The sequence below is a fragment of the Brevundimonas sp. genome (genome assembly GCF_030656255.1).
Taxonomy (GTDB): domain Bacteria; phylum Pseudomonadota; class Alphaproteobacteria; order Caulobacterales; family Caulobacteraceae; genus Brevundimonas.
The window spans coordinates 1-5,471 of the sequence record NZ_JAUSOE010000010.1; the positions used below are offsets into that span (position 1 = coordinate 1).

Here is a 5,471-nt window from a genome sequence, read left to right on the forward strand (position 1 = left end):
GAGCAAATGAGCCAGGGCGCGACCGAACAGGCCGCCGCCGCCGAACAGGCCTCGGCCTCGATGGAAGAGATGGCCGCCAACATCAAGCAGAACGCCGACAACGCCGCCCAGACCGAGAAGATCTCGCGTCAGTCGTCCAAGGACGCCGAGGCCAGCGGCGAGGCGGTCAACCGCGCCGTCGACGCCATGCGCACCATCGCCGACAAGATCGGCATCGTGCAGGAAATCGCGCGCCAGACCGACCTGCTGGCCCTGAACGCGGCGGTCGAGGCCGCCCGCGCCGGGGAACACGGCAAGGGCTTCGCCGTCGTCGCCTCGGAAGTGCGCAAACTGGCCGAACGCAGCCAGACGGCCGCCGCCGAAATCGGCGCGGTGTCGGGCGACACGGTCAAGGCGGCCCAGGAAGCCGGCGAAATGCTGCAACGCCTGGTGCCGGACATCCGCAAGACGGCGGAACTGGTGTCCGAGATCAGCGCCGCCTGCCGGGAGCAGGACGTCGGCGCCAGCCAGATCAACGAGGCCATCCAGCAACTGGACAAGGTGACCCAACAGAACGCCGGCGCGTCCGAGCAGATGTCGGCGACCTCCGAGGAACTGGCGGCCCAGGCCGAGGAACTGCAGACCTCGATCGCCTTCTTCCGCACCGATGCGGCTGGCGGCCGCAGCGGAGCCCGCGCCCCCGCTCGCGCCTCGACCTTCAAGTCCCCGGCCAAGCCGGCGGCTCGCTCGGCGCCCAAGGCTGCGCCGGCCAAGCCCGCCGTGCACGCCCAGCAGGCTCGCGCCAAGGGCTTCGCCCTGGACCTGGCGACCGGCGGCGCGGACGCCGAGGACATGGACTTCCGGGAGAGCGCCTGATGCCCGAAACCGCCAAGGGGCAAGGCGCAGCCGAGGGCCAATACGTCACCTTCGGCCTGGGCGACGAAGTCTTCGCCGCCCCGGTCGGCCTGGTGCGGGAGATCCTGACCTATCAGGCCCCCTCCCGCATTCCCAACGGTCCCGCCTATCTGCTGGGCCTGACGGACGTGCGGGGCCGGGGCGTGCCGACGGCGGATCTTCGGATCCGCCTGGGCATGACGGCGGTCCAGCCCACCCTGAACACCCGTATCCTGGTGCTTGACATCCCGGTCGAGGATCGGGTGCTCAGCTTGGGCCTGGTCGCGGACCGGGTGTTCGAGGTGGCCGTCTTCACCGCCGACCAGATCGAGCCGTCGCCCGACATCGGGATGAAGTGGCGCTCGGACTATATCTCGGGCGTCGTGCGTCGCGAGGACGGCTTCGTCGTCCTGATCGACCTGGCGCGACTGCTGTCCACGACGGACGCCGCCTCACTGGCGTCGCTGTCGGACGTTGAACGCGCGGCCTGACGGCCGCCGACAGTTATCTGGAAAGAACATAACCTTGTCTCACGCGGCGCTAGAACGGTCCGCCCCCCTCGTCGATCAGATCAGCGCCCGCAATTTCGAGCGGATGGCGGCCTATATCTACGACTACAGCGGCATCAAGATGCCGTCGTCCAAGCGGACCATGCTGGAGGGGCGGCTGCGTCGCCGTTTGCGCAGCACCGGCCACGCGACCTTCGACGACTATTGCGACTATCTGTTCAAGGAGGACGGGCTCGAGGCCGAGTCCGTCTTTCTGATCGACGCGGTGACGACGAACAAGACTGACTTCTTCCGCGAACCGCGTCATTTCGACTATATGACGTCCCATGTGCTGCCCGAGTTCAAGGCGGCGGGAACGCGGCGGATCCGGGCCTGGAGCGCCGCCTGTTCCATGGGCGCCGAGCCCTACACCATGGCCATGGTCATGCAGAAATTCGCCGACGAACAGGGCGGGCCCGACTATCAGATTCTGGGCACGGACCTGTCCACCGACGTGCTGGAGACCGCGCTGCGCGGCGTCTATCCGACCGAGATGCTGACCCCGGTGCCCGCCGACATGCGGCGTTGGGTCATGACGGCGCGTGACGGCGGCCGGCGCGAAGGCCGCATCCATCCGTCGCTGCGGGCGAAACTGTCGCTGGCGCGGGTCAATCTGATGGACGAGACCTATGCGGTCGGCGATCCGTTCGACATGATCATGTGCCGCAACGTCATGATTTATTTCGACAAACAGACCCAGGCCAAGGTTCTGAAACGGCTCTGCGACCGGCTGAAGCGCGGCGGCTATCTGTTCATCGGCCATTCCGAGAGCATCACCGGCATCGAACTGCCTCTGGTGACTGTCGCCAACACCATTTTCCGGAAGACCTGATCCCATGCCCAAGGTCCGAGTCCTGATTATCGACGACTCGGCCAGCGTACGTCAGACCCTGGTCGATGTCCTGTCCGCCGATCCCGGCATCGAGGTCATGGGCGTAGCGTCCGACCCCTTCGTCGCTGCGCGGCGCATCGCCGAGGACGTGCCCGACGTCATCACCCTGGACGTCGAGATGCCGCGCATGGACGGCATCACCTTCCTGCGCAAACTGATGTCCCAGCGGCCGATCCCGGTGGTCATGTGCTCGTCCCTGACCGAGGCCGGATCCGAGACCCTGATGCAGGCGCTTGAGGCCGGCGCCGTCGACATCATCCTGAAGCCGCGCATCGGGGCGGCGGATCACCTGGCTGAGAGCGCCGACCGCATCCGCGACGTGGTCAAGGCTGCGGCCCGCGCCCGGCTGGGCGCACGGCGAACGACGACGCGAACGCTGGATCCCGGGACAAAACTGACGGCTGACGCCATGCTGCCGCCCCCGACCGGGGCCGCCATGGCGCGCACCACGGAGATGGTGGCCTGTCTGGGCGCCTCGACCGGCGGGACCGAGGCCCTGCGCGAGGTGTTGCAGGCCCTGCCGGCCAATGCGCCGGGCATCGTCATCGTGCAGCATATGCCGGCGGGCTTCACCGCCGCCTTCGCCAAACGGCTGAACAGCCTGTGCGAAGTCGAGGTCAAGGAGGCCCAGCATGGCGATCCGGTCCTGCGCGGCCACGTCCTGATCGCGCCGGGCGACAAACACATGCTGCTGGAACGCCACGGCGCCCGCTATCAGGTGGCGATCAAGGACGGGCCGCCCGTGTCGCGCCACCGACCCTCGGTGGACGTTCTGTTCCGATCCGCCGCACGGGCGGCCGGACGCAACGCCATGGGTGTGATCATGACCGGCATGGGGGATGACGGCGCGCGCGGCCTGCTGGAGCTCAAGGAGGCCGGGGCCGTCACCGTGGCCCAGGATGAGGCGACCTCGATCGTCTTCGGCATGCCCAAGGAGGCCATCGCGCGCGGCGCCGCCCAGAGGGTGGTGGCGCTGGAGCATATCGCGCGCGAAATCATGAACGTCGATCGTTCTCGCTGACGGCGGACAGGCGGCGGGCCGGGCCTGTTCTTATCGAGGCCGACCGCCGTCCGGATCAGAACAGAAGGTCGTCGAACTCATCCTCGGCGGCCGCGACAGGCGTTTGCGACGTCGTCCCAGCCTCGTCGGCCTCATCGGCCTGGTCGGTGTCGGTGAAGACCGCATGGGCCGCGTGGATCGTCCGCTCGCGCGCCATAGTGTAGCAGCGCCCGATCTCGGTCATGGCGGCGTCCACCACCCCGGCGATATCTGTCAGGTCCTCGACCACCGGTCCTGCGGCTTCGGCCAGGGCGATGGCGGCGGTGTGCAGGGCGTCGCCCAGGTCTTCCTTCAGGCCCAACTGGTCGGCGGCCAGGGCCAGAGACCGGGCGGTGGCCTCGCCATGGGCGCCCAGACCGACCAGATCGTTCTCGACCACGTCGGCGGCGCGGCGCAACTGACTCTGCACCCCGCTCAGGCGTCCCGCGTCCACATGGGCGTCGCCGGGCTCGGTCGTCTCCATTCCATTGGCCAGACCGGCCAGGGCGGTCAGCGAGCCCAGGGTCTGGTCGGCGGCGTCTTCCAGATGGCTGGCGTGGCTGCTCAGCTCGATGGCGATGACGCTCAACGGCTTGCCGATTTCACCCAGACGATTGCAGCGCAGGCTGCTGTTGATCGCCATCTGCTGGATGTCGCGTTTGACCTTGTGGATGGCGTCCACCCGTCGGGCCAGGGACTCGACCGCCGAGACGGTCTCGCCGCTGATGCGCTGGGCGTTGGTCATGGCCGCTGTGACGTCGTCGATCAACAGACCGGCCCGGCCCAGACTGATTTCGAGGTCGCGCAGGTCGCCCCCGCCGTCGGACAGGCCGTGGATGACCATGATCTGTTTGGTGTCCTGGGCCATGCCGGACAGGCTGTGGGCGACCTTGGCCGCCTCGGCCTCGAAGTCGGTGGCGATGTCCGCCATCTGGTCGGCGACCATGTGCAGCAGGCGGCGTTCGGCACGGTCGCGGGCCCCGGGCGACAGGTCCGCCTCGCGAACGGTGCGGGCCGCGACCTGGATGCCCAACTGGACGTGTTCGATCCGCTGGCGGGTGATGTCGCCGATCTGCAGGGCCATCAGGGCCTTGCCGACCTTCATCTGGATGTCGCGTGCGATGGCGGCGACCGAGGCGGCGACTTCGGCGATGCGGGCGTGGTTCACGCGCAGCGTCTCGGCGTCGAGGGCCAGCTTGTCCGGCACCGCCGGAATCAATTCCTTGTACTTGCCGCCCAGTCCCTGTTCGAAGATCAGGGCGCCATCCAGCTGACGGGCGAGCCGCGTCAACTCCTCGGCCAGTTGATCCAGTTGGGATACGCCGAAGTCCAACTGGTCGCACATCCGCTCGGCGAAGCCGGCGAACTCGTCTGCGGCCCGAATGGTCGCCCCGGCCGTGATCTTCACGTTCAGGGCGAAGGCGCGCAGATAGCGCAGCGTGGTGCGCATCACGTCAATATCGGCTTCCAGCAGGGCGCCGGCGGCCTTCAACTGATCCAGGTCCGACACGCGCCGCCTCTGCGTAAGGGGCAGGGCGTTCAGGCTTTCCGCCGTCGACAGCAACTCGTTGCTGGTGTGCGAAACGGATTCGACGTTCAGCGTCAGACCCAGCCGGTCGAGCGCCTCGATCAGCCGGCCGACCATCTCAAGCGATCCGGCCAGGCGTTCCCCCGCGTCGGAAAAACGGCTCTCGACCAGGGCGCGGGCCGCCTCCAGCTGATCCGTGACGTCGGAAGCGACGACGGGCGCGAAGAATGGGAGGGCGGAATCCGCACCTAAATCGACGACGGAGTCGGCGGTCGCGGCTGGATCGAATTGCTGCGCTTGCGCCTGCATGCTGGGTCTCATTCTGAGAGTCATGAAGCAAGGTTACGCGGGACAGGAAAACCGACCGTAAACGCCGACGCGAATTTCCGCGCGTGGGGGTTCATGCTGGAGAGGGGGGATCAGGGCAGGCGACCCCAGGCGATGGCGTGAACCTTGTCGCGGCCAAGAACGGCCGTCAGGGGCTCTGTGGCAAACAGGCCGGCGATCACGGGGTCGCGCACATTCAGCCCACCGGTGAAGGCGCCGAAGGCGGGCATGATCAGCCGCTCGCCATCGGTGGCAAAGCAGCGT

At 67.7% G+C, this 5,471-nt stretch carries 5 protein-coding genes; 4 read left to right on the top strand and 1 reads right to left on the bottom strand.

Features of this window, described 5'->3' with window-relative positions:
* From Q7J26_RS00470 to Q7J26_RS00485, 4 genes are all read left to right on the top strand, one after another.
* The coding region (locus tag Q7J26_RS00470; RefSeq protein WP_304934571.1) for a methyl-accepting chemotaxis protein at positions 1-855 on the top strand (855 nt) is incomplete at its 5' end.
* Positions 855-1,364 (top strand): chemotaxis protein CheW, encoded by a 510-nt coding sequence (locus tag Q7J26_RS00475; protein WP_304934572.1) that lies wholly within the window; start codon positions 855-857, stop codon positions 1,362-1,364. The genes Q7J26_RS00470 and Q7J26_RS00475, both read left to right, overlap by 1 nt.
* A gap of 34 nt (positions 1,365-1,398) precedes the next feature.
* Positions 1,399-2,253: a protein-glutamate O-methyltransferase CheR gene (locus tag Q7J26_RS00480; RefSeq protein ID WP_304934573.1), complete on the top strand. Its 855-nt coding sequence runs from the start codon at positions 1,399-1,401 to the stop codon at positions 2,251-2,253.
* Between the two features lie 4 nt (positions 2,254-2,257).
* A complete protein-coding gene (locus Q7J26_RS00485) occupies positions 2,258-3,334 on the top strand; it encodes a chemotaxis response regulator protein-glutamate methylesterase (RefSeq protein ID WP_304934574.1) in 1,077 nt (358 codons plus the stop codon).
* Positions 3,335-3,389: 55 nt separating this feature from the next.
* On the opposite strand, the gene Q7J26_RS00490 is transcribed toward Q7J26_RS00485, so the two are convergent.
* Positions 3,390-5,189 (bottom strand): hypothetical protein, encoded by a 1,800-nt coding sequence (locus Q7J26_RS00490; RefSeq protein ID WP_304934575.1) that lies wholly within the window; start codon positions 5,187-5,189, stop codon positions 3,390-3,392.
* Positions 5,190-5,471 lie beyond the last annotated feature (282 nt).